The organism is Bradyrhizobium sp. 35, assembly GCF_023073215.1.
GTDB lineage: Bacteria > Pseudomonadota > Alphaproteobacteria > Rhizobiales > Xanthobacteraceae > Bradyrhizobium > Bradyrhizobium canariense_D.
On the sequence record NZ_JADPJC010000128.1, the window covers coordinates 1 to 599 of the forward strand.

1 protein-coding gene is annotated in these 599 nt (G+C 63.8%); it reads right to left on the reverse strand.

All coding sequences use genetic code 11. The features are described 5' to 3' along the window. Nucleotides 1-599: TCP-1/cpn60 chaperonin family protein (locus tag IVB36_RS26360; protein ID WP_276576959.1), on the reverse strand; the 599-nt coding region annotated here is incomplete at both ends.

The following is a 599-nucleotide window of genomic DNA, read 5'->3' on the forward strand; positions in this document are numbered from 1 at the left end:
GTCGCGCCGCCGACGCGGATCACCGCGACGCCGCCTGCGAGCTTGGCAAGACGCTCCTGGAGCTTCTCACGGTCGTAGTCCGAGGTGGTTTCCTCGATCTGCGCCTTGATCTGAGCCACGCGCGCTTCGATGTCGGCCTTCTTGCCGGCGCCGTTGACGATCGTGGTGTTCTCCTTGTCGATCATCACCTTCTTGGCGCGACCGAGCATGTTGAGCGTGACGTTCTCGAGCTTGATGCCGAGATCTTCCGAGATCGCCTGGCCACCGGTCAGGATCGCGATGTCCTGCAGCATGGCCTTGCGGCGATCGCCGAAGCCCGGAGCCTTGACGGCCGCAACCTTCAGACCACCGCGCAGACGGTTCACGACCAGGGTCGCAAGCGCCTCGCCTTCGACGTCCTCGGCGACGATGATCAGCGGCTTGCCGGTCTGCACCACGGCCTCGAGCAGCGGGAGCAGCTCGTTCAGCGAGGAGAGCTTCTTCTCGTTGATGAGGATGTAGGCGTCGTCCATCTCAACGCGCATCTTGTCGGCGTTGGTGACGAAGTAGGGCGAGATGTAGCCGCGGTCGAACTGCATGCCCTCGACGACGTCGAGCTC